Raw genomic sequence first — 21413 nt, 5'->3', positions numbered from 1 at the left:
CAATCACTGAACGCGGCCGGGAAGAGTTGATTGACTGGCTTAGACAACCGACGTCGTTCCAGCCGAAGATGAAAGATGAAAATTTGCTCCGGGTAAGCTTGCTCCAACTGCTCCCGCTCGAAGAGGCGATTCGCTACGTCGAAGAGACGAAATCCCATCACGAACAAGTCGCCCAGCAAATCCGTGCTTTCCAAGAAGCCCATCAATCGAAAGATGATACGCTCGGTTACTTGCTGACGAGTGAATACGCGATTCGAATGATGGAAAATTATGCGGGATGGGCCGACTGGGCCATCGAACAAATGAAACAACGCGATAAACATGCGACCTGACGCTCAGGTCGCATGTTTTGTGTATGGATGCACTGGCAAGCGCCCGAGCAAGTCGTCGAGCACGTGTTCGTCGATGTCAAACCGACTAGCGGCAATCGTCTCGTTCAACTGGTCGACGGACGAGGCCCCAGGCAAGACGACGGCGCACGTTCGTCTCGCCGCAGCAAGAGCGTACGCTTGAATCGGCTGCGGCAATGTCGGCAACAGATTGCGCAACTCGGCCTCGCTCCAAGACTCGAACCCTTTCTCACCCAAGCGTTCTGGCCATTCATCGGTCAATAGCCCTTTGGCGAGCGGACCGCGACCGACGATCGGGATCTCGAGATCGAGCGTCTCGACACGACGGTCCAAAAGCGAGTAGGGCGTCATCAAGACGTCGATTTCTCCGTGTTCGAGCCAATAACGAATGACGTTCGGGCGAATCGAGGACAGTCCGATCTGCCGAATGACACCGCGCTGTTTCTGTTCACGCATGAAAGCGATCGTCTCATCGAGGTCGTCTTCTAATGTGCCCCCGTGCACGTAATAGAGATCTAAATGGTTGGTCTGCAATCGTTCGAGCGACCCAGATAGTGCTCGTTCTAAATAAGAGGCGCGCGGATTCCAACGCATCCCGTCGGCCGTCAACTCGTTGCCGCCTTTGCTCGCTAGAAACAACTCATCGCGCCTCGAGCCGAACGTCTCGCCGATGAGTTGTTCGACGCGGTGTTCGTCATACACATCAGCCGTATCGAAGTGGCGTATGCCGGCGTCGTATGCGGTTTCAAGAATCTTTTTACCTTCGTCTCGCCCTCGTTTCAAGATGGACATCGTGCCAAGCCCTAGTTCTGCCATGAATAATTCCTCCTTGTTCCGTCTACTCATTTCACTCATAATCAAAGTATAAAGCAAAAAGTGAGGAGTATATACATATGGTCGAGAAAACGATTGAACGGGAAGTCATCTACGAAGGAAAAATCTTTAACGTTGAAAAGCACGTCGTCGAGCTCCCGAACGGCGGCACGTCGGTCCGAGAACTGGTCTATCACAACGGGGCCGTCGCGGTACTCGTCATCGATGAAGACGACCGCATCGTGCTCGTCGAACAGTATCGGAAAGCGTTCGAGTCGATGTCGCTTGAAATACCGGCTGGTAAACTTGAAGTCGGCGAGGAGCCGCTCGCAAGTGCTCGCCGCGAGCTCGAGGAAGAGACCGGTTACACGGCCGAGACGCTTGAGAAGATCTTCTCATTTTACGGGGCCCCCGGTTTTTGTAGCGAGCGCGTCGACGTCTTCGTAGCACGCGGGTTGACGGCAGGAAAGATGAATCTCGATGACGATGAGTTCCTCCAAGTGGAACGCTTCACGTTCGATGAGGCGGTCGAGCTTCTCGCGAGCGGGCGCATCACCGACGCGAAGACGATCATGGCGATTCAATGGTGGCAACTATCTAAATTGAAATGATTCTAATCTAGAGTGCCTTATGGTACACTTACATAGGAATCATTTTAATTTGATAATTGTGCCGAATTTCGGTATGCTTTGAATAGTGAATTATGCAAAGAGGGGGCGCCTTATGGAAACGCGAATTGAACGGATCAAACAGCAATTGAGCGCCAAAGGATATAAATTGACACCGCAACGTGAATCGACGGTCCGCATTCTACTTGAGAACGAGACGGACCATTTGAGCGCGGAAAACGTCTTCATGCTCGTTAAAGGCATCGCGCCGGAAATCGGTCTCGCGACCGTCTACCGAACGCTCGAGTTGTTGACCGAGCTCGGCGTCGTCGATAAAGTCAACTTCGGTGACGGCGTCGCCCGTTTCGACCTCAGACCGGAAGGGGCGAATCATTCGCACCATCACCTCGTCTGTGTCGAGTGCGGATCGGTCGAAGAGATCATGGAAGACCTGCTCGTCGATGTGGAGAAAAAAGTTGAGAGCAAATATGAATTTTTAATTAAAGATCACCGTTTGACGTTCCACGGCATCTGTAAAGTATGCCAAGCGAAAGGCGTCACGCTCGAGGGTCACAAAGCAGTCATTAACGGATAACGCAAGACAGGCAGCCTCTTAAGGGGCTGCCTGTCTTTTGTATGTCGTCACGTCGTCAAGTAACGGGACAAGACGGTGGCGATGCCATCGTGATTGTTCGACAGCGTGATTTCGTTCGCGATTGCCTTGATGTCTTCGACGGCGTTGTCCATCGCGACGCCGATTCCGGCATACTCGATAATCGACCGGTCGTTATGGCCGTCCCCGAACGCGATGACATGCTCGCGATCAATCCCCATTTCTCGGAACACATGATCGAGTGCTCTCGCCTTATCAATCCCGAGATCCGTGAACTCATAGTACATGGCGGCCGTGAACATGCCCGTCACGCGGTCCGTGAACGGTCCGGCGAGTGAGTCGGCATGCGACTGTAAATAGTCCGGCTGACCGGCGACGAGAATCTTATACACGGGGAAAGTGATGGCGTCGGCGAGCCGCGGCTCTTCCCGCAATTGAAACCGTCCGCCCCTTGACTCGTACTCGATGATGTTGAACGGTTTCCCGTTCAACTCGAGCATACCGCTGAAGACATCATTGACGTACATATACGTCTCGTCATTAATCATCGGGATGACGTCAAAAGTGCTCAAGTGGTCCAAGATGGCGCTTGCGTCTTCGAGACGGATCGTTTTTTCAAACAACGTCTCGTTCGTCCGCGCGTCAGTCACACAAGCACCGTTCGAAGATACGATGAGGCCGCCGAATTCATGGAGCCGAAGCTCGTCAGAGAACAGTTCGATGCCCCGTTTCGGTCGGCCCGAGGCGAGCACGACTTTGACGCCGTCTTCTTGCACTCGCAGAAGGGTCTCTTTCGTCTTTGGCGAAATCAATTTCTGGTCGGTCAATAACGTCCCGTCGAGGTCTAGCAAGATGGCTTTGATCATAGTGTCGTCTCCTTATACGGTCAGTTCAAGTTTATTTTGCTCGGGGTCAAGCATGACACTTTCATAGTAACCGTCGCCTGTCGTCCGTGGCCCGTCGAGTAGCGGATAGCCGTCATCTTGAAGACGGGCGGTGAGCGCATCGACCGCCGCTTTGCTGCCGAGGCTGAAGGCGATATGGGTGTACCCGAGCGTCTCGCGAGGTGTGCCTTGGATGTCCGTGCGCCGCATCAGCTCGAGGCGGCACGTCGAATCAGGGAACGTCAGGAAATACGATTCGAACTGTTTCCGTTCGTTCGTATACTTATCGTTCGCCGTTGCCCCGAGATACGTCTCGTAAAACTGACGCATCTGTTCAAGGTCGTTCACCCAGAGGGCGATGTGTTCGATTTTCATATATTGTCCTCCCATCTCACGTGAATGTGATGATTTCTCGTGGCGCCAACGGACCGTATGTCCGGGCGCGACGTCTCAAATTCAGTGTAGCAAACTCTGGAGGCGCGTGTACGGAACTGCCCGTTTCAACGCTCGGAATTGTCACGCTAGCTTGTCACAAAAATGCTTCAAAAAAAATGAGGTCAGACGTCTTCACAACGGTTTACATAAGTGATATGATGTAAGCGTATTCAGGTGTAGCAAGGAAGGAGGGGAGTGTCATGCGTTCGCAAGTCGAGTCATTTTTACAGTATATGACCGTTGAAAAACGAATGTCATCGAACACGCGACAAGCCTATGCGAGCGATTTGACCCAATACTTATCGACGTTGACTCAGCTCGGCGTGACGGATTGGAATGAAGTCACACGCGCCCACATCGTCAAACATATGGAAGAGTTATCGCAGGCGGGTCGGGCCGCCTCGTCGCTCCGGCGTGCCGTCAGCTCGATTCGCACGTTTCATCACTATTTGAAGATGACGAACGGGGCATCGACAGACCCGGCGCTCTATCTCGAGACCCCGAAAGCGGAACGGCAGTTGCCGGATACGTGGTCGCAAGAAGAAGTCGAGCGCTTGCTTGACAGTGTGCCGACGTCCGACCCGCTCGCGCTTCGGGACCGGGCCATGCTCGAACTGCTTTACGGCACGGGTATGCGCGTCAGCGAACTTCTTGGACTCGATTTGGATGATTTACAGTTCGAATTGGGGTATTTACAGTGTGAAGGGAAGGGAGAGAGCGCTCGCATCATCCCGGTATCGTCCGTCGCTCAAAGCTTCGTCGAGCGATACATCCAGCAAGCCCGCAACGGCATCGGCGGTCGAGAGACCGAGGCGCTGTTTTTGAACGGGCGCGGTGGCCGGCTCAGTCGCCAAGGATTTTGGAAGATGATCAAACGCCGCGCGAAAGAAGCCGGTATCCAAAAAGAAATCACGCCGCACGTGCTCCGGCACTCGTTTGCGACACACCTTCTTGAGAATGGCGCCGACTTGCGTGCCATTCAACAGATGCTCGGGCACGCTGACCTCTCCACGACCCAAGTTTACACCCATGTCAACAAGGCACGGCTCCACGATGTTTATCGCAAACATCACCCTCGTGCGTAACCACTTTAAAGGAGGAACTTTTTGTGAAGAAATTTAAACGTATTTTCCTGGTCGTCATGGATTCGGTCGGGATCGGAGAAGCTCCAGATGCCGACCAGTTCGGTGATGTCGGTTCGGACACGCTCGGTCATATCGCTCGCGAGCACGGCGGGTTGAAGATGCCGAACATGGCCCGACTTGGCCTCTCGAACATCAAACCGATCGCCGGCATCGAGCCTTCGAACTCACCGAGCGCCTATGGGCGGATGGAAGAGATCTCGGCCGGGAAAGACACGATGACTGGTCACTGGGAAATCATGGGCCTTCATATTGACACGCCGTTCCGCGTGTTCGAGGAGTTCCCGGACGATTTGATCGATCGACTCAAAGAGTTCAGCGGACGCGACATCATCGGCAACAAGCCGGCCTCAGGGACGGAAATCTTGGATGAGCTCGGCGAAGAGCACGTCAAGACCGGCGCATTGATCGTATACACGTCAGCCGACTCGGTGCTTCAAATCGCCGCCCACGAAGAAGTCGTGCCGCTCGACGAGTTGTATCGCATCTGTGAGTACGCCCGTGAAATCACGCGTGAAGACCCTTACATGCTCGGTCGGATCATCGCCCGCCCGTTTCTCGGGACGCCTGGCGCTTGGGTTCGGACGTCAAACCGTCACGACTATGCGCTGAAACCGTTCGGCAAGACGGTCATGAACACGCTCGAGACGGCCGGTAAAGACGTGATCGCCCTCGGGAAGATCAGCGACATTTATGACGGCGAGGGCGTAACGAAAGCCGTCCGCACGAAATCGAACATGGACGGGATGGACAAGCTCGTCGCTTCGCTCGATGAAGACTTCGAAGGTCTCTGCTTCTTGAACCTCGTCGATTTCGATGCGCTCTTCGGTCATCGCCGCGACCCGAAAGGCTATGCGCTCGCACTCGAAGAGTATGATGCACGTTTGCCGGAAGTGTTCGCGAAATTGCGCGAAGATGATTTGCTCATCATCACGGCCGATCACGGGAACGACCCGACGGCGCCGGGAACGGACCATACGCGTGAATACGTGCCGCTCATCGTCCACCATCACGGTTCGACAGCGGTCGACCTCGGCATCCGAGGCACGTTCGCGGATATCGGCGCCACAGTCGCCGACAACTTCGAAGTCGACGCACCATCACACGGAAAGAGTTTCTTAAACGAAATTTGAGGAGGCACTACACATGGTAAACTGGAACGAAACAAAGGCATTTTTACAGGAACGCATGAACGGAACACCCGAAATCGGACTCATCCTTGGCTCAGGACTTGGCGTCCTCGCTGACGAGATCGAGAACGCGGTCAAAATCCCATACGAAGACATCCCGCATTTCCCTGTGTCGACAGTCGAAGGCCACGCCGGCCAACTCGTCTTCGGTGACCTTGAAGGGAAACGCGTCGTCGCGATGCAAGGCCGTTTCCATTTCTATGAAGGGTATTCGATGGAACAAGTGACGTTCCCGGTCCGCGTCCTCAAATTGATCGGTGTCGAGACGCTCATCGTCACGAATGCAGCCGGTGCGTGTAATGAATCGTTCAACCCGGGCGACTTGATGATCATCACCGACCATATCAACTTCTTCGGGACGAGCCCGCTCATCGGCAAGAACGCGAGCGACTTCGGGACACGCTTCCCGGACATGTCAGAAGCGTACGATAAAGAGCTCGTCAAGTTGACAGAAGGTGTCGCAGCCAAACTCGGCCTCTCGGTCCAAAAAGGCGTCTACTTCGGGAACACGGGTCCGACTTACGAGACACCGGCCGAAGTTAAGATGGCCCGTCTGCTTGGCGGTGATGTCGTCGGGATGTCGACAGTGCCAGAAGTCATCGTCGCCCGTCACTCTGACATGCGCGTCCTCGGGATCTCGTGCGTCTCGAACATGGCGGCCGGCATTTTAGATCAACCGCTCAACCACGAAGAAGTCATCGAGACGACGGAACGTGTCCGTCAAGACTTCTTGTCACTCGTACGCGGCACGATCCAAAGCATGTGAATGAACATAACGATGTGAAGAAAACATAACTAGGAGGACGAAACTTATGCGTATGGTCGACTTGATTTTAAAGAAACGTAACGGTGGAGAATTGAACGAGGAAGAAATTCGCTTCGTTGTCGAAGGATTCACGAACGAGACGATCCCGGACTATCAAATGTCGGCGCTCTCGATGGCGATTTACTTCAACGGGATGACCGAGAAAGAGACGGCTTCATTGACGATGGAGATGGTCAAGTCAGGAGACGTCATTGACCTCTCGAACATCGAAGGTAAAAAAGTCGACAAACACTCGACAGGGGGCGTCGGCGACAAGATCAGCTTGATCGTCGCACCGCTCGTTGCTTCGATCGGGATCCCGGTCGCGAAAATGAGTGGGCGCGGCCTCGGACATACGGGTGGGACGATCGATAAGCTCGAATCGTTCCCAGGGTTCAACGTCGAGTTGACGGAAGAGCAGTTCACGAAACAAGTGAACGATATCAAAATGTCGATCATCGGTCAGACCGGCAACTTGACGCCGGCCGACAAGCGGCTCTACGCGCTTCGCGACGTCACGGCGACCGTCGAATCGATCCCGCTCATCGCGAGCTCGATCATGTCGAAGAAAATCGCGGCCGGTGCCGACAGCATCGTCCTCGACGTCAAGACGGGTTCAGGAGCGTTCATGAAATCGTTCGACGATGCCAAAGCGCTCGCTGAAGAGATGGTTGCCATCGGGAAAAACGTCGGCCGCAAGACGGTCGCTGTCATCACGGACATGGACCAACCGCTCGGATTCGAAGTCGGAAACGCCAACGAAGTGAAAGAAGCGATCGAAGTGTTATCTGGGAAAGACGTCGAAGACTTGAAGACGATCGCTTTGACGATCGCAGGACACATGGCGGTCCTTGGCGGCTTCTACCCGACGTTCGATGAAGCATACGCCGACCTTGATAAGCGCATCGCGGACGGACATGCCCTTGAAGTGTTCCGTCAGTTCGTCGCGGCACAAGGCGGGGACGCTTCGCTCGTCGACGACGTGACGAAACTCCCGCAAGCGAAATTCGAGACGACGTTCGTCGCGAAGCAAGCCGGTTATGTCGAATCCATCATCGCGGATGAAGTCGGTGTCGCAGCGATGCTCCTCGGGGCCGGACGGGCGACGAAAGACGATCAAATCGATTTCGCGGCCGGCATCACGCTCGAGAAAAAAGTCGGCGACAAAGTCGAAGCGGGCGACGTCATCGCCGTCCTTCGCTCGAACATCGAAGATATGTCTTCTGCGCTCGAACGGATGGATCACGCGTACACGATCGGAGCGACGAAGCCTGAAGCACGACCGCTCATCCACGCGGTCATTCAGTAAGTCAGAACGTCTGTTTCCACAAAAGAGTGGAGACAGACGTATTTTTTTGATAGAATGGGCAATGTGAGCAATTAATGACTATATGAATATAAAGGGGTTTTTGTAGATGAAAAAAGGATCGATGAAACTTGAGAACGGTGAAATGATTGAATTCGATTTGTTTCATGACGCGGCACCAATCACGGTCGACAACTTTGAAGAACTTGCGAACAGCGGCTTCTATAACGGCTTGACGTTCCACCGTGTCATCCCGGGCTTCGTGAGCCAAGGCGGATGTCCGGACGGTACGGGTATGGGCGGATCGGGTAAGACGATCCCATGCGAGACGTCGACTTCGTTCCCATACAAGCACGAGGCAGGATCGCTCTCAATGGCGCACGCCGGCCGCAACACGGGTTCATCACAATTCTTCATCGTTCATGAGCCACAACCGCACTTAGACGGCGTCCACACAGTATTCGGGAAAGTGACGTCTGGCCTCGAGCACGCGGTCAAACTTCGCCAAGGAACGAAAATGGCCGAAGTCAAAGTATGGGACGAGAATTGATTTTAGCCTGACCGTTATGGCACAATGAGCCATGTCTCTCACGTGTTCACTTCGTGAAACTTGAATGACTAAAGGTGGTGAAACCAGCGATGCTGGTGAAATATAAACAATCGTATGAAAAGACGGCGATGGGGTTACTCGCATTCTCATGTAGCGATAAATCTCCGCTCGCACTGTTAGAACTCGTTCGGTCTTACGAAGAAGACCCTGCCCGTTTCCTTTACTTGTGGAAAGTCGGGGAAGACTTCGTCGGCATTATCGGAATGGAGCAACAGGAGACGACGATGCATATTTTGCACATCGCCTTGTCGCCATCGTTCCGCGGCGAGAAGCGTTCGTATGAACTGCTCGACGAGACCCGGAACCTTCTCCCGCTTGACTTGACGCTCGTCGGACAAGGCAAGACGGGTGAGTTGCTCGACAAATGGAATCAAGTGGCCATTTGATGACAGCCCGACACGGTGTCTGGCCTCTGAACAACTTTAAATGATTTTAAATAGAGGAGCGCCGTCCCGGAAGGGATGACGCTCCTCTATTTTCTTGCGGGCTTCGGATGAGCGGATTGCAGTGTGCTCTTCAGCGCCTAGCTTTTTTTCGATGCTCGATGGCGAGCAGCCGTTCGTTGACGACGGGGGTACGATCTCGATATATATGTTTGTGAACAAGCTGTTCGAAGCTTAGCTCGGTCGGTTCAAACGTCGGTTTCAACCGTTCGATGTGGCCGCGCGTCGTTTCATTCAACGGAAGCACGTGCGGCAACGGCCAGCGCTCCAAATCATTCGCAAACCGCGGGACGTCGACTCCGAGCATCTCGAGTTCATCCGAGGCGAGAACGAGCTTGCGCTTTAACGCGTCGATGCTTTTCTTCGCACCGGCCTCGTTGCCGCGTCGAGCGTGATAGTGGGCGACGGCATATTGAATAAGGACGGCGTAGCCGACTTGTTGGCGATTCCCGTCCTGCCAAGCTTCTTCGAGCACTTCATGACATTCAAAATAATCGGCATGGCATTCGAACAAGAGCGTATACTGTATAAAAGGGGTAGTCACATCAATTTTCTCCTTTCATAGTCGCTGTACTACAAAACATGTTATACTAAAGCGCAAAAATGTAAAATGGCAGGTGTCTCTATGGAAGCGTACAACGTCAAAATCGATACGTTCGAAGGACCACTCGACCTGTTGCTCCACTTGATCGGAAAGATGGAGCTCGACATCGTCGACATCTCTGTCGCAGAAGTCACGGACCAGTATGTCGCCTTCATCCGCACAATGCAAAAGTTTGAACTCGACGTTGCGAGTGAGTACTTGGTCATGGCCGCGACGCTCCTCCAGTTGAAGAGTAAGCAGCTGTTGCCGCCGGTGCCGGTCGAAGAAGACGACATCCCGGATTTCGCCGAAGAGCCGACACGGGAAGGGTTGATTCGTCAACTGATTGAATATAAAGCCTATAAAGAAGCAGTCGTCTTCATGCGTGAACAAGAAGAGCAACGGCTCGAGCTGTACAGCCGCCCGGGTGACGATTTGACCCGGTATATGACGGAACACGTTCAACCGTATGACGGGCCGCTCAACTTCTCTGACTTGCTACACGCCTATTCGAAGATGGTCGAACGCAAGCGTTGGAAAGAACGCCGGAAGAAGACGATCCAACGAGAGACGCGCACGCTCGAACAACAGATGACGCGACTGCACGACCACGTCTCATCGAAGCGGAAAACGTCATTTTTCGCTTTCTTCGAGGAGCGGCCAGACGTCTCTGATCTCGTTGTCACGTTCATGGCGCTCCTTGAACTGATCAAGTTGCGCGTCGTGACGACGACACAAGTCGACCGTGATATCGAAATCTCATTCGTCGAAACGTCAAAGGAAAGGGATGAGGCCGTTGTTGTCTTATGAAACGATCATTGAAAGTTTGCTGTTCGTCGTCGGTGACGAAGGCATGGAAGTACGGGCGCTCGCTGAGACGCTCGACATTTCCGAAGCGGCTGCCCGTGAACAGTTAAAGAAGCTCGAGGCCTCATTTGCGGACTCGGGAAGACCGTTCCAGCTCATCGAGTCGGCGGGCGTTTATAAGCTCGTGACGATCCCGGACGTCTCGCCCTACATTCAGCGTTACGTCGGAACGATGGCTGAACAGGCGCTGTCACGTGCGGCGATGGAGACGCTCGTCATCATCGCCTATAAGCAACCGGTGACACGGGCCGACATTGAAGAAGTACGCGGCGTCAAAGTCGAGCGCGTCATTCATACGCTGCTCTCGAAAGGGCTCATCGAGTCGGCCGGTCGAGCGAAGACGCTCGGACGGGCCAAGCTCTACCGGACGACGGAGCACTTCCTCGACCATTTCGGTTTCAATTCGCTCGATGAGTTGCCGCCATTAACATTTGAAGACGAGTTGGCGGACGAAGGTGATTTGTTCTTCGCCCAGCCGACGCGTAATTCGCAAGATAGATTGGAGAAGGATTAATTGATGGAACGTTTACAAAAAGTAATTGCCCAAGCAGGTGTCGCCTCACGGCGTAAAGCAGAAGAAATGATTCTCGATGGACGGGTCCGGGTCAACGGAAAAGTCGTCCGCGAGCTCGGGACGAAAGTCGGACCGAAGTCAGAAGTCGAAGTCGACGGTGTCAAAATCGAACAAGAAGAGCACGTCTATTATGTCCTCTATAAACCGAGCGGCTACGTCTCGACGGTCGAAGATGATAAAGGACGCAAAGTCATCACTGACCTCGTGCCGCCAGGGGCACGCGTCTTCCCTGTCGGTCGCCTCGACTATAACACAACGGGACTCATCATCTTGACGAACGACGGCGAATTCTCGAACATGATGACTCATCCAAAGTTCAAGATCCCGAAACGTTATGTCGCGAAAGTGAAGAACATTCCTTCATATATCGCAATCAAACAACTCGAGTCAGGCGTCGAACTCGATGACGGTTATAAGACGGGCAGCGCCCAAGTGAAGATGAAGACGGTCGACCATAAGAAAAACTCGGCCATTCTTGAAATCGTCATCTCGGAAGGCCATAACCGTCAAATTCGCCGCATGCTCGAAGCGGTCGGCTCGGAAGTCGTCAAATTGAAGCGCGAACAGTTCGGCTTCTTGACGCTCGACGGCTTGACGACGGGCGAATGGCGCGAGTTGTCACGCAAAGAAGTGTCGAAACTTCGTGAGCTTGCCAACCCGACTGTCCCGCCTGAACAACGAGGCAAGAAAAAGAGAAAATGACAATCAAAAAATCGTCCTGCAAGGGATGATTTTTTTGATTGTGGAGATTGTGTGACAAAACAATGAAAAAAGTCTGTTAATGTGCGTTTTTATTGTTTTTTCAGTACAATAGCAACTGAAGGAAGGTGTGAACAATCATGACGAAAGAGTCGAAATCGGGTGACCGCATGCAACAAGCGATGGCCCACAAGAAAAAACGGTCGTTTTGGCGGCTGATGGTCATGACGATGGTGCTGTTCGCCGGTGCGGTCGTCGTCATGCAGTTGATCGAGCAGGCAGGAAGTGACGGACGCGTCGCGGCCGGAGATGACGCGCCGAACTTTAAGCTCGTCAGTCTGGACGGGGCGACAATGGTCGAGCGCGAAACGTATGAAGGCAAAGGACTCTTGTTGAACTTCTGGGGCACGTTCTGCGAGCCGTGTAAAAAAGAGATGCCGGTCGTCCAAGCGAACTATAGCGCACTCCAAGACATGGGCGTCGATTTTTGGGCCGTCAACGTCGGGGAGACACCGCTTCGTGTCGACAATTTCGTGAACGACCTCGGCGTCGATCTCGACTATCCGATTCTGATGGACACGCGAAGTGAAGTCGAGAAGGCGTACGGCATCTATAACTTGCCCGTGACGTTCGTGATCGACGAGAACGGGAAAGTGATCGAAAAATACGAAGGTGAACTCACGAAAGAGAAACTGATGGAGTTGGCCGAGAAGTCATTGTAAGGGAACGGGGGGCGCACACATGCTAGATATGAAATACGACGGCGCCGATTTACGGTCGAAGCGACGTCCGAAGTCATGGATTGACCGTGTTTGGAGCTTTTTTGCATCGGTAAAAGTCGGGCTCTGGTTGATCGGCCTCATCATCGTCGGTTCGGCGGTCGGTACGATCTTCCCTCAGGAGATGTACATTCCGCAACAGTTGCCGGCGAGTCAATATTATACACAAGAATACGGGACGGCCGGGACGATCTATTACTCGCTCGGATTCCATAACTTGTACACATCGTGGTGGTATATCAGTCTCATCGTCATGCTGACGTTGTCGCTCATTGTCGCCTCGATTGACCGACTCGTACCGCTCTATAAAGCGCTCAAGTATCAGCCAGTCCGTCGCACGGATCGGTTCATGCGCGGGCAACGCTTAATCGGAGAAGGTAACGGGTCGGAAGCACAAATCGACATGATGGAGCAGTCGCTCAAAGCGAAGCGTTACCGCGTCAAACGTGACGGGGATGCGCTTCTCGCCGAGAAACACCGCTTCGGTCGTTGGGGTCCATACGTCAACCATGTCGGTCTCGTCATCTTCTTCATCGGGGCGATGCTCCGCGTCTTCCCGTCGTTCCATGTCGACACGCTCGAATGGGTGCGTGAAGGGGACACCGTCGCGCTAGAAGCGACCGGGGACGAATATTATATCCGGAACGACCAGTTCATCCTTGAGATGTATGATCCGGAAAACAATGAAGAAGACGCCAAGTTCGCCGAGGCGATCGAGAAGGCGGGCGCCGTGCCGAAAAACTATGAGACGGAGCTGACGTTGTTCAAAAAGACCGGGACGAACGAGGACGGATCGCCGCGCCTTGAAGAAGTCGAGACCGGTTCGACGAAAGTGAACCATCCGTTCAAGTTCGACAAATATGAAGTGTATCAAGAGCAATATTCGAGTCGTCCAGAGTTCTTATCGATGTCTTTCAGTGTCGGTGACAAGGAGACCGGTGATATTTACGGGCCGTTCACGGTCGACATGAACGATCCCGAGACGACGTACGACCTCGGGGAAGTGGCCGTGTCGCTTCGAGACTTGTATCCAGACTTTGAAGTCCGAAACGGCGAGCCGGACACGAAATCGCCGCGGGCGCTCAATCCGGCCTTCTTCTTTACGGTCGATACACCGGAAGGGGCGAGCGAATCGAATTTGATCGGCATCCGTATGAACGTTGCCGATGAAAACAACCGCTACGCGATTCAGTTCGCGGGGACAGAAATGGCGAGTACGAGCGGCCTTCGGGTCAAGAGTGACTCGACGTATCCGATTCTCATTGTCGGCGGAACGATTTTCATGATCGGCATCGTCATGGGGATGTATTGGCCACACCGACGCGTATGGATTCGTCGTCATGGCGAGACAGACGTGCTCGTCGCAGGCTTCACGAACAAAAACCCGTCGTCGCTTCGCCGCGAAGTGTCACCGCTTCTTGAGAAGGCGGGACTTCCGATTTGGGAAGACCAGGCGATGTTTGAGAAACAGACAGATGCCAACTCAACAAATGAAAGAGGGGAATCTTAATGGAATGGATTCAATGGAGCAGTCGTCTGCTCCTCATCGCGTTCATTTTATACGCCATCGCGACCGTGCTCTTCACAATCGCGGTCAGTGGCATGCGCAAAGACCGAAACGTCAACCGTGTCGCCTATGGCAAGATCGCGTTCATCTTGGCCGTCATCGGCTTTATCGCCCAAACCGGTTACTTCATCATGCGCTGGGCCGGTGTCGGTTATGCGCCGGTATCGAACTTGTATGAATACACGACGTTCTTCGGCATGATGATGGTGCTCGGGTTCCTCGTCGTGTACGGGATTTATAAAAATGATGTGCTCGGCTTGTTCGCCATGCCGGTGGCGCTGCTCGTCATCGCGTTCGCATCGATGTTCTCGAGCGACGTCGCACCGCTCATCCCGGCCTTGAACAGCGTCTGGTTGAAGATCCACGTCACGACCGCCGCGCTCGGGCAGGGCATTCTCGCCATCAGCTTCGCGTCAGGACTCATCTTCCTCTTAAACGAGACGTCGATGCGGGAGCGTTCGAAATCGCGGACGTGGCTCGAAGTGACGATGTTCGTGCTCATCTGTACGCTCGGTTTCATCCTCGTATCGATGCTGTTCAAAGGCATCGGCGCCGGTGGTGTCGTCGAGTTCACGAATGACCGGGGCGGCCAAGAAACGTATGAGTATTTCATGCCGATCTTGTTCGTGCCGGAAGGCGCCCAACTGTTATCGGGTGCGAGCGGGTTGTCGCTTGAACTACCAAACTTCATCAATACGTTGAAGTTGAACACGCTCCTCTGGTCGGTCATCTCAGGACTTGTCTTGTATGTGTTGCTCCGCTTCGTCATCTTGCGGAAACGGATTGCCGAGTCGCTCCAACCGCTCGCGAAAAAAGTGAGCCTTGACCTCGCCGATGAGATCAGTTACCGCTCGGTCGCGATCGGTCTTCCGGTCTTCATCCTCGGCGGTCTCATCTTCGCGATGATTTGGGCCCAGATCGCCTGGAACCGATTCTGGGGCTGGGACCCGAAAGAAGTATGGGCGCTCATCACGATGCTCATCTATATTTATTACCTCCATATGCGAATCCAACGCGGTTGGACAGGGACGAAAGCGGCATGGCTTTGTGTCGGCGGTTTCGCCGTCATCATGTTCAATCTCGTGTTCGTCAACCTCGTCATCGCGGGACTGCACTCGTACGCATAATGAAAGAAGTCACTTCGGTGGCTTCTTTTTTCGTAAGGGCATACAACTCATCGTTGTGAAGCCAAATAATAGAGTGGTATAGTTATGAAAGAGAGCGAAATGTTCACAAATGTGCAACATTCGCTACATCTTGCAATGGTTCTCTAGGAGGTTTTAGTGGATGGCTGAAAAAACAAGAATTCTAGTTGTCGACGACGAGGAAAGAATCCGTCGACTATTAAAAATGTATCTCGAACGTGAACAATACATCATCGATGAAGCGACGAACGGTGAAGAAGCGTTGCGTTATGCGCTTGAAGGGGATTACGATGTCATCTTGCTCGATTTGATGATGCCGAAGATGGACGGGGTCGAGGTGTGCACCGAGCTCCGGAAATCGAAAGCGACACCGGTCATCATGTTGACGGCGAAAGGCGAAGAAATCGACCGGGTTCAAGGGTTCGAGGTCGGAGCGGACGATTATATCGTCAAGCCGTTCAGTCCGCGTGAAGTCGTCTTGCGCGTCAAAGCACTCCTCCGCCGCTCGGGGACGACAAAGTTTATGCGCACGTCTGAAAAATCGAAAGACTTGATCGTGTTCCCGCATTTGACAATTGACAACGATGCACATCGCGTCACTGTCGACGGAGAGGAGATCGCGCTCACGCCGAAAGAGTATGAGCTGTTATTTTTCCTCGCCAAACAAGTCGATAAAGTATTTTCGCGTGAACAACTGCTAAAAGAAGTGTGGAACTATGAATTCTTCGGAGACCTTCGAACGGTCGACACGCACGTGAAACGGCTTCGTGAGAAGTTGAACCGTGTCTCACCAGATGCGGCCCAAATGATCACGACGGTATGGGGCGTCGGCTACAAGTTCGAAGTCGTCAGTGAGTGATGGTTCGCCGCAATAGCATCGTCACAAAACTATGGCTGACGATTCTCGTTCTCGTCAGCCTCGTCTTGTTCATCGTCTCCGTCCTCATGCTCGAGTTCTTCAACTCGTTCCATATCGACCAAGAGCGAGGCCACTTGGCGAAGCTCGGCGGACAAGTCCAGTCCGTCCTGCTGCAAGAAGGGGATGCGTCTCGGACGGTCGATCAAATCATCGAGGTGTACGGGGCGAACTATATATTAGAGAACGGTTCCGTCCGTTCCAACTTCGGGACGGAAGTCGACGGACTGATGACCGAGCTCGGTCGCCAAGCGTGGGAGTCGTATCAGTCGGTCGGAGAGACCGCAATCGGGAACTTCTCTTCGTTCGACGATCAAGCCGCCTTGGCATATCGGACGACGTTCACACTCGAGACGGGCGAGTACACGCTCTATTTGATCGAGCCACTCGATGCGATCTCAAGTGCGAACGAAGGCGCCCGGACGATCATCTTTTGGACGGTCGCCTCGGCGATCATCGCGACGACCGTGTTCGCTTTCTTCTTGTCGACCCGAATCACGGCCCCGCTCCGCGAGATGCGCGATGCCGTCAACAAGACGGCCGAAGGGCAGTTCGATTTGCGTCTTGAACAACGGACGCACGACGAGATCGGTCAACTGGCGGGCTCGTTCAACGCGATGAGCAGCCAACTCGCGACGTACGTCAACGCGCTCGATCGCGAGCGACTGCAACTCGCCTCGATTTTACGCTCGATGGCCGACGGCGTCATCACGCTCGACCGCCACGCGAACGTGATCGTGACGAACCCGCAGGCCGACCCGCTGTTCATCGATGGACAACCGCATGACGTCGTCTTGTCACTGTATGAAGACGTCGTTGACGGAGCGCCGGAGAAGACGATCGAAGTGAAGCAGAACGAACATTACTATACGTTGACGGTCACCCCGCTTCTCGGCGAAGAAGATTTCGAAGGGGCCGTCGTCGTCATTCGTGACACGACCGAGAGCCATCGTCTCGACAAGATGCGGACCGACTTTGTGGCGAACATCAGTCATGAGTTACGGACGCCGCTCGTGACGCTGCAAGGTTACTCGGAAGCGATCATCGACGGGATGACCGAGAGCGACGACGCGACGAAAGAGTTCGCGTCGATCATCTATGACGAGTCGCTACGGTTGGCGCGCCTCGTCAACGACTTGCTCGACTTGGCACGGATCGAATCCGGCAAAGAGACGATGCAGTTCACGGAGCTCGACTTCGGTGAGTTTTTACCGCGTGTCATGCGAAAGTTCAAACAAATGGCAGGCGAAAAAGGGATTGTGCTTGAAACGACCGCCCCGAACCGATTCATCGAAGCGGACGGCGATCGTCTCGAGCAAGTGTTCACGAACTTGATCGGAAACGCCATCGCCCATACAGACAGCGGGACGATTCGACTCGACGCTGTCGCGGAACCGGAAGAAATCGTGATCCGTCTGACCGACACGGGCAGCGGTATCCCGAAAGAAGACTTGCCGTTCGTGTTCGAACGGTTCTACAAAGCGGACAAGGCACGGACGAGCGGCGGCAAGACGGGAACGGGGATTGGACTCGCGATCGTCAAAAACGTCGTCGATGCCCATCACGGGACGGTCGCCGTCTCAAGCGTGCTCGGCGAAGGGACGACGTTCACGATTCGTCTCCCTTACGTCCAACCAGACACATAACGCCAATGGTGACTCCTATGGGTCACCATTTGTGGCATACAGGAGGGATGACCATGAAGCTGTACACACGTGGAGGAGATCAAGGAGAGACGTCGCTCATCGGCGGACGTGTCTCGAAAGTCCATCCTCAAGTCGAGGCGATGGGACTGCTTGATGAATTGAACAGTCATATCGGACTCGCCTTGGCCCATCAGACCGATGAGACGCTCCGGGCGCAATTGACGAAAATTCAACACGACTTGTTCGACCTCGGATCAGAACTCATGCATCGAAACGAACCGCCGAAACAAGTCGACTTAGCCATCGTCACCGAGCTTGAGACATGGATTGATGAACTCGAGCCGAAGTGTCCCCCGTTGCGGCGCTTCATCTTGCCGGGAGGGAGTGTCGCCGCGGCGAGTCTGCACGTGGCCCGCACCGTCTGCCGTCGTGTCGAGCGTGAACTCGTCGAAGTCGAGGTCGCCGCCCGTCAGTTGCCTTACTTCAACCGGTTGAGCGATTATTTGTTCACCGCGGCCCGTTACGCCAACGTCGGTGCCGGTGTGCCCGACCAAGAATATGCCCGCGGCGCGGACGTGTTCAAACAGAAAAAGAAAAAGGAGTAGATCATGTTATGAAAGGAATCGAACAGTTCCGCGAAAAGCTTCACTATTCGGTCTACCCGACCGACAAGTTCAAGACGACGACGTGTCTCGTCTCTTTCTCGGCCCCGTTGTCAAAAGAGACGATCGCTGACCGTGCGCTCTTGCCTTACATTATGGAAAAATCGACGGAAGCGTATCCTTCCATCGAATTGTTTCACACACCGTTAGAAGAACTGTACGACGCGGCGTTGTACGCCGGAGCATCGAAAGTCGGAAAAGAACATGTCATCCAGTTTCAGCTCGAAGTCGTCAGTGACGGTCTCGTCGGTGAACCGGTGCTGTCACGAGCAATCAAGTTGCTCGAGGAAGTCTTGCTTCGCCCGAACGCGTATGACGGGGCGTTCCAACCGCTGATCGTCGAGCAAGAGTTACGGCTCCAACGGCAACGCATCGAATCGGTCTATGACGACAAGATGCGATTCGCTCAACAGCGCCTTCAAGAATTGCTCGGCGGCGAACTCGCGATCCCATCACTCGGAGCGCTCGATCAATTGGATGCGGTAACCCCGCGCACATTGTATGCGGCGTACGAGTCAATGATCCGACATGACCGCATCGACGTATACGTCGTCGGTGACGTCGACCGCGCCCAGGTGACCGAGGCGTTCGCACCGCTTGAGACACTCGGCGAGCCGCTCGAACGAGTCTATCCTGAACCGCTGGCACGAGAGTTCCAACGGCTCGAGGAAGAACAGGCGATCAATCAGAGCAAGCTTCATCTCGCCTATGCGGTCGACGTCGACCCGAAAAGCGAGGACGCGGTCCGGATGCAAGTGTTCAACGGCTTGTTCGGCGGTTTTCCGCACTCGAAGCTGTTCATGAACGTCCGTGAGAAAGAGAGTCTGGCTTACTACGCGGCGTCTCAATATAGCTCGCTCAGTCGGATGTTGTTCGTCTACGCCGGCATCGACGCTTCGAATCAAGCGAAAACGGAGCAGATCATCGACGCCCAGCTCACTGATATGAGAGCAGGTCGCTTCGATGACGTGACACTCGAACAGACGAAAGAGATGTTGTACCATCAACGCCGCCAGCTCGGTGACAACCCGCGTCAACTGATCGCTTGGATGAGCGGTTCGGACATCCGCCCGTTCTCACTCGACGAAGAAATGACGATCATTGAGCGGACGACGCGTGAAGATGTCGCGGCACTGGCGCACCGGATCGACTTGACGGCCGTTTATTGCTTAAAGGGGGGGACAGCATGAAGATAGACTTTCCACACGTCGGCGAAACGCTGCACCACACTGTGCTCGAGAACGGTCTGACGGTCTATTTATTGAAAAAAATCGGGTATGAGAAGACGTACGCCACGTTCACGACGAAATACGGTTCGATTGACCGTCGCTTCAAGACAGAAGAATGGGTCGAAGTACCGGACGGGATCGCGCACTTCCTCGAACATAAGATGTTCGAGAAAGAAGATGGCGACGTCTTCCAAAAGTTCGGGCAGCTCGGTGCGTCAGCGAACGCGTTCACATCGTTCACCCGGACGGCTTATTTGTTCGGGGCGACGTCGAACGTCGAGGCGAACTTGACGACGTTGCTCGATTTCGTCCAAACGCCTTACTTCACCGAGGCGTCAGTCGAAAAAGAAAAAGGTATCATCGGTCAAGAGATTCAGATGTATCAAGACAATCCGGGTTGGCGTCTTTACTTCGGGCTGATCGAGGCGATGTACGAAGATCACCCGGTTAAAATCGATATCGCCGGCACGATCGAATCGATCGGTCACATCACGGCCGACGATTTGTACGCCTGTCATCGCGCGTTTTACCATCCGAGCAATATGGTCCTCTTCGTCGTCGGCAACATCGACCCGGATACCGTGCTCGAACAAGTAAAAGCGAACCAAGGCGGGAAGACGTTCGAACCGCCGGTGCTTCAAGCGCGTGAACAAATCGAAGAGCCGACAGCCGTCAAGTCGACAGAACGGATTATCGAGATGGACGTCTCGGTGCCAAAAGTGATGATCGGCTATAAAGACGTCCCTCGCGCCGGAGCAGACGGGATGAAGCAAGAGCTCGCTGTCGAACTGCTCATGCACGCCTTGTTCGACACGACGGCCCCGCTCTATGCGGAGCTTTACGCCGAAGGCTTGATCGACGATGCGTTCTCGTTTGATTACACGTCGGAAGAGACGTTCGCGTTTGCCGTCTTGTCGATGGAGACACCACACGTCGATTCATTCGTCTCACGTATCACGACCGCACTCGAACGTCCGCTCGTCCTCGACGAGACGACGCTCGAACGGAAGAAACGGATGATGAAAGGCCAGTTTTTGAAAGCACTCAACTCACCTGAGTTCATCGCCAATCAATTTTCCCGCTACGCATTGAACGGCGGCAACATGTTCGAGTTGCCTGAGCTGCTCGACGCAATCACGCTCGATGACTTGTATGCGGCGTACGCCCGGTTGTTCCAAGCGGACAGACGGACCGTCTGTATCGTCAAAAAACCGTGAAGACGCTCATCACCGGGGCGAGCGGGGCAATCGGACAAGCGGTCGCAAAATCGTTTCGCGATGACACGCTCATCTTACAGGCGAACCGAAACGGTGCCGCGCTCGAGTCGTTCGTGAAAGCGGAGCGTCTCGATGCACGTGTCGACACGTGCGACCTCGAAGACGAAGACGCTGTCGAAACGTGGATGACGTCAATCGACCGTCTCGACCGTCTCGTCTACGTCGCAGGGAACCACGTCCACGGCCTCGTCGTCGACCAACCGATTCACGCTCTAGCCCGCCTATACCGTGTCAACGTCCGTGCGCTAGCACGCCTCGTTAAACGAGCTG

General features: G+C 54.1%; 25 protein-coding genes. 21 read left to right on the top strand and 4 right to left on the bottom strand.

Annotation, left to right across the window (positions count from 1 at the left end; all coding sequences use genetic code 11):
- The coding region (locus tag JJU47_RS08730; protein ID WP_483298123.1) for a virulence activator alpha C-terminal domain-containing protein at window positions 1-332 on the top strand (332 nt) is incomplete at its 5' end.
- Between the two features lie 3 nt (window positions 333-335).
- Here JJU47_RS08730 and JJU47_RS08725 read toward each other — a convergent pair.
- Window positions 336-1166, bottom strand: coding sequence for an aldo/keto reductase (locus JJU47_RS08725; RefSeq protein ID WP_228618315.1), 831 nt, complete (start codon window positions 1164-1166; stop codon window positions 336-338).
- 77 nt (window positions 1167-1243) lie between these two features.
- On the opposite strand from JJU47_RS08725, the gene JJU47_RS08720 reads away from it, so the two are divergent.
- Window positions 1244-1774, top strand: a complete 531-nt coding sequence (locus JJU47_RS08720) for an NUDIX domain-containing protein (RefSeq protein WP_029334848.1) — start codon at window positions 1244-1246, stop codon at window positions 1772-1774.
- Between the two features lie 112 nt (window positions 1775-1886).
- Window positions 1887-2366, top strand: a complete 480-nt coding sequence (fur, locus tag JJU47_RS08715; RefSeq protein ID WP_024371580.1) for a ferric iron uptake transcriptional regulator — start codon at window positions 1887-1889, stop codon at window positions 2364-2366.
- Window positions 2367-2413: 47 nt separating this feature from the next.
- Here fur and JJU47_RS08710 read toward each other — a convergent pair whose 3' ends face one another.
- Window positions 2414-3250, bottom strand: coding sequence for a Cof-type HAD-IIB family hydrolase (locus JJU47_RS08710; RefSeq protein WP_228618313.1), 837 nt, complete (start codon window positions 3248-3250; stop codon window positions 2414-2416).
- Between the two features lie 12 nt (window positions 3251-3262).
- Window positions 3263-3643: a VOC family protein gene (locus JJU47_RS08705; protein WP_228618311.1), complete on the bottom strand. Its 381-nt coding sequence runs from the start codon at window positions 3641-3643 to the stop codon at window positions 3263-3265.
- Window positions 3644-3903: 260 nt separating this feature from the next.
- On the opposite strand from JJU47_RS08705, the gene xerD reads away from it, so the two are divergent.
- From xerD to JJU47_RS08675, 6 genes are all read left to right on the top strand, one after another.
- Window positions 3904-4788 carry a site-specific tyrosine recombinase XerD gene (gene xerD, locus JJU47_RS08700; RefSeq protein ID WP_024371582.1) on the top strand — a complete coding sequence of 295 codons (885 nt, stop codon included), beginning with the start codon at window positions 3904-3906 and terminating at the stop codon, window positions 4786-4788.
- 23 nt (window positions 4789-4811) lie between these two features.
- A complete protein-coding gene (gene deoB / locus JJU47_RS08695) occupies window positions 4812-5978 on the top strand; it encodes a phosphopentomutase (protein ID WP_228618309.1) in 1167 nt (388 codons plus the stop codon).
- A 13-nt stretch (window positions 5979-5991) separates the two neighbouring features.
- Window positions 5992-6801, top strand: a complete 810-nt coding sequence (locus tag JJU47_RS08690; protein ID WP_228618306.1) for a purine-nucleoside phosphorylase — start codon at window positions 5992-5994, stop codon at window positions 6799-6801.
- Window positions 6802-6847: 46 nt separating this feature from the next.
- Window positions 6848-8149, top strand: a complete 1302-nt coding sequence (locus JJU47_RS08685) for a pyrimidine-nucleoside phosphorylase (protein WP_029334854.1) — start codon at window positions 6848-6850, stop codon at window positions 8147-8149.
- 106 nt (window positions 8150-8255) lie between these two features.
- A complete protein-coding gene (locus JJU47_RS08680) occupies window positions 8256-8696 on the top strand; it encodes a peptidylprolyl isomerase (RefSeq protein WP_029334855.1) in 441 nt (146 codons plus the stop codon).
- An 89-nt stretch (window positions 8697-8785) separates the two neighbouring features.
- Window positions 8786-9142, top strand: a complete 357-nt coding sequence (locus JJU47_RS08675) for a GNAT family N-acetyltransferase (protein WP_029334856.1) — start codon at window positions 8786-8788, stop codon at window positions 9140-9142.
- 130 nt (window positions 9143-9272) lie between these two features.
- Here JJU47_RS08675 and JJU47_RS08670 read toward each other — a convergent pair whose 3' ends face one another.
- Window positions 9273-9743, bottom strand: coding sequence for a DUF309 domain-containing protein (locus tag JJU47_RS08670; protein ID WP_228618303.1), 471 nt, complete (start codon window positions 9741-9743; stop codon window positions 9273-9275).
- 81 nt (window positions 9744-9824) lie between these two features.
- Between JJU47_RS08670 and JJU47_RS08665 the strand changes: the two genes are divergently transcribed.
- From JJU47_RS08665 to JJU47_RS08610, 12 genes are all read left to right on the top strand, one after another.
- The gene (locus JJU47_RS08665; protein ID WP_228618300.1) at window positions 9825-10592 is read left to right on the top strand and encodes a segregation and condensation protein A; all 768 of its coding nucleotides are present in this window, start codon (window positions 9825-9827) and stop codon (window positions 10590-10592) included.
- Entirely contained in the window at window positions 10570-11163 is a 594-nt protein-coding gene (scpB, locus tag JJU47_RS08660; RefSeq protein ID WP_228618298.1) for an SMC-Scp complex subunit ScpB, read from the top strand. The genes JJU47_RS08665 and scpB overlap by 23 nt, the downstream gene beginning before the upstream one ends.
- Window positions 11164-11166: 3 nt before the next feature.
- Entirely contained in the window at window positions 11167-11925 is a 759-nt protein-coding gene (locus tag JJU47_RS08655; protein WP_228618296.1) for a pseudouridine synthase, read from the top strand.
- 137 nt (window positions 11926-12062) lie between these two features.
- A complete protein-coding gene (locus tag JJU47_RS08650; protein WP_228618293.1) occupies window positions 12063-12644 on the top strand; it encodes a redoxin domain-containing protein in 582 nt (193 codons plus the stop codon).
- A 19-nt stretch (window positions 12645-12663) separates the two neighbouring features.
- Window positions 12664-14211: a cytochrome c biogenesis protein ResB gene (gene resB / locus JJU47_RS08645; RefSeq protein ID WP_228618291.1), complete on the top strand. Its 1548-nt coding sequence runs from the start codon at window positions 12664-12666 to the stop codon at window positions 14209-14211.
- Window positions 14211-15395: a c-type cytochrome biogenesis protein CcsB gene (gene ccsB / locus JJU47_RS08640; protein WP_228618290.1), complete on the top strand. Its 1185-nt coding sequence runs from the start codon at window positions 14211-14213 to the stop codon at window positions 15393-15395. Before resB ends, ccsB begins: the two co-directional genes overlap by 1 nt.
- Before the next feature lie 160 nt (window positions 15396-15555).
- Window positions 15556-16272, top strand: coding sequence for a response regulator transcription factor (locus JJU47_RS08635; RefSeq protein WP_228618287.1), 717 nt, complete (start codon window positions 15556-15558; stop codon window positions 16270-16272).
- Window positions 16272-17975, top strand: a complete 1704-nt coding sequence (locus JJU47_RS08630; RefSeq protein ID WP_228618285.1) for an ATP-binding protein — start codon at window positions 16272-16274, stop codon at window positions 17973-17975. The genes JJU47_RS08635 and JJU47_RS08630 overlap by 1 nt, the downstream gene beginning before the upstream one ends.
- 53 nt (window positions 17976-18028) lie before the next feature.
- Window positions 18029-18580, top strand: a complete 552-nt coding sequence (locus JJU47_RS08625) for a cob(I)yrinic acid a,c-diamide adenosyltransferase (RefSeq protein WP_228618283.1) — start codon at window positions 18029-18031, stop codon at window positions 18578-18580.
- 8 nt (window positions 18581-18588) lie between these two features.
- Window positions 18589-19827 (top strand): EF-P 5-aminopentanol modification-associated protein YfmF, encoded by a 1239-nt coding sequence (gene yfmF / locus JJU47_RS08620; RefSeq protein ID WP_228618281.1) that lies wholly within the window; start codon window positions 18589-18591, stop codon window positions 19825-19827.
- The gene (gene yfmH, locus JJU47_RS08615; RefSeq protein ID WP_228618278.1) at window positions 19824-21083 is read left to right on the top strand and encodes an EF-P 5-aminopentanol modification-associated protein YfmH; all 1260 of its coding nucleotides are present in this window, start codon (window positions 19824-19826) and stop codon (window positions 21081-21083) included. The genes yfmF and yfmH overlap by 4 nt, the downstream gene beginning before the upstream one ends.
- The coding region (locus tag JJU47_RS08610; protein ID WP_228618275.1) for an SDR family NAD(P)-dependent oxidoreductase at window positions 21080-21413 on the top strand (334 nt) is incomplete at its 3' end. The genes yfmH and JJU47_RS08610, both read left to right, overlap by 4 nt.

The sequence above is a fragment of the Exiguobacterium sp. genome (assembly GCF_020832205.1).
Classification (GTDB): Bacteria; Bacillota; Bacilli; order Exiguobacteriales; family Exiguobacteriaceae; genus Exiguobacterium.
This window is presented reverse-complemented; position numbering and strand designations above follow the sequence as displayed.

What these genes read in the sequence shown, in the direction of transcription:
- JJU47_RS08725 (WP_228618315.1), bottom strand. Translation starts at nt 1,166, where the DNA reads ATGGCAGAACTAGGGCTTGGCACGATGTCCATCTTGAAACGAGGGCGA.
- JJU47_RS08720 (WP_029334848.1), top strand. Translation starts at nt 1,244, where the DNA reads ATGGTCGAGAAAACGATTGAACGGGAAGTCATCTACGAAGGAAAAATC.
- fur (WP_024371580.1), top strand. Translation starts at nt 1,887, where the DNA reads ATGGAAACGCGAATTGAACGGATCAAACAGCAATTGAGCGCCAAAGGA.
- JJU47_RS08710 (WP_228618313.1), bottom strand. Translation starts at nt 3,250, where the DNA reads ATGATCAAAGCCATCTTGCTAGACCTCGACGGGACGTTATTGACCGAC.
- JJU47_RS08705 (WP_228618311.1), bottom strand. Translation starts at nt 3,643, where the DNA reads ATGAAAATCGAACACATCGCCCTCTGGGTGAACGACCTTGAACAGATG.
- xerD (WP_024371582.1), top strand. Translation starts at nt 3,904, where the DNA reads ATGCGTTCGCAAGTCGAGTCATTTTTACAGTATATGACCGTTGAAAAA.
- JJU47_RS08690 (WP_228618306.1), top strand. Translation starts at nt 5,992, where the DNA reads ATGGTAAACTGGAACGAAACAAAGGCATTTTTACAGGAACGCATGAAC.
- JJU47_RS08685 (WP_029334854.1), top strand. Translation starts at nt 6,848, where the DNA reads ATGCGTATGGTCGACTTGATTTTAAAGAAACGTAACGGTGGAGAATTG.
- JJU47_RS08680 (WP_029334855.1), top strand. Translation starts at nt 8,256, where the DNA reads ATGAAAAAAGGATCGATGAAACTTGAGAACGGTGAAATGATTGAATTC.
- JJU47_RS08675 (WP_029334856.1), top strand. Translation starts at nt 8,786, where the DNA reads ATGCTGGTGAAATATAAACAATCGTATGAAAAGACGGCGATGGGGTTA.
- JJU47_RS08665 (WP_228618300.1), top strand. Translation starts at nt 9,825, where the DNA reads ATGGAAGCGTACAACGTCAAAATCGATACGTTCGAAGGACCACTCGAC.
- scpB (WP_228618298.1), top strand. Translation starts at nt 10,570, where the DNA reads ATGAGGCCGTTGTTGTCTTATGAAACGATCATTGAAAGTTTGCTGTTC.
- JJU47_RS08655 (WP_228618296.1), top strand. Translation starts at nt 11,167, where the DNA reads ATGGAACGTTTACAAAAAGTAATTGCCCAAGCAGGTGTCGCCTCACGG.
- JJU47_RS08650 (WP_228618293.1), top strand. Translation starts at nt 12,063, where the DNA reads ATGACGAAAGAGTCGAAATCGGGTGACCGCATGCAACAAGCGATGGCC.
- resB (WP_228618291.1), top strand. Translation starts at nt 12,664, where the DNA reads ATGCTAGATATGAAATACGACGGCGCCGATTTACGGTCGAAGCGACGT.
- ccsB (WP_228618290.1), top strand. Translation starts at nt 14,211, where the DNA reads ATGGAATGGATTCAATGGAGCAGTCGTCTGCTCCTCATCGCGTTCATT.
- JJU47_RS08635 (WP_228618287.1), top strand. Translation starts at nt 15,556, where the DNA reads ATGGCTGAAAAAACAAGAATTCTAGTTGTCGACGACGAGGAAAGAATC.
- JJU47_RS08630 (WP_228618285.1), top strand. Translation starts at nt 16,272, where the DNA reads ATGGTTCGCCGCAATAGCATCGTCACAAAACTATGGCTGACGATTCTC.
- JJU47_RS08625 (WP_228618283.1), top strand. Translation starts at nt 18,029, where the DNA reads ATGAAGCTGTACACACGTGGAGGAGATCAAGGAGAGACGTCGCTCATC.
- yfmF (WP_228618281.1), top strand. Translation starts at nt 18,589, where the DNA reads ATGAAAGGAATCGAACAGTTCCGCGAAAAGCTTCACTATTCGGTCTAC.
- yfmH (WP_228618278.1), top strand. Translation starts at nt 19,824, where the DNA reads ATGAAGATAGACTTTCCACACGTCGGCGAAACGCTGCACCACACTGTG.